This is a genomic window from Onishia taeanensis (assembly GCF_013349955.1).
Lineage (GTDB): Bacteria > Pseudomonadota > Gammaproteobacteria > Pseudomonadales > Halomonadaceae > Onishia > Onishia taeanensis_B.
On sequence record NZ_JABVXC010000049.1, the window covers coordinates 1 to 533 of the forward strand.

1 protein-coding gene and 1 pseudogene are annotated in these 533 nt (G+C 65.5%); both read right to left on the reverse strand.

Annotation, left to right across the window (positions count from 1 at the left end):
* Nucleotides 1-152 (reverse strand): annotated as a pseudogene (gene fadA, locus HUS66_RS17895) (acetyl-CoA C-acyltransferase); the annotation flags it as partial.
* 92 nt (nucleotides 153-244) lie between these two features.
* On the reverse strand, nucleotides 245-533 hold a 289-nt coding region (locus HUS66_RS17415), incomplete at its 5' end, for a 3-hydroxyacyl-CoA dehydrogenase family protein (RefSeq protein ID WP_254628901.1).

A 533-nucleotide genomic window follows, 5' to 3' on the forward strand; every position in this document is an offset into this window, starting at 1 on the left:
GGCACCAGGCCGGGATTGCGATCGAACAGCGCCTGCATTACCGCGGCGGACAGGTTCTCGGCACGCACGTGTCGGAAGGCGCCGTTCTTGGCCTTGGCCATGGCGGTACGCACGCCATCGACGATTACCACATCTCTCGGATTCGGATTCATTGTCTGGCTCCCTCATGGCCCTCGCTGTCGCGAGGGCCGAAAATTCTGGTCGGATAGTGCTGGCGGCCACTCGGGCGCTCAGCCATCAAGGCTCAGGAGTAGAAGGCGTCGCCACGCTTGGCGCGCTCGCGCAGCGCCTCGGTCGGGCGATACAGCGGCCCCAGCTCATCGGCCAGGCTGTCGGCCAGCGCGACGAACTCGGCCACCCCCATGGCATCGACGTAGCGCAGCGCACCACCACGGAATGGCGGGAAACCGATGCCGTAGATCAGGGCCATGTCGGCCTCGGCCGGGCTGCCGACGATGTCGTCTTCCAGGCAGCGGATGGTTTCCATGCACAGCGGCACCATCATGCGCGCGATGATGTCGTCATCGGAGAAC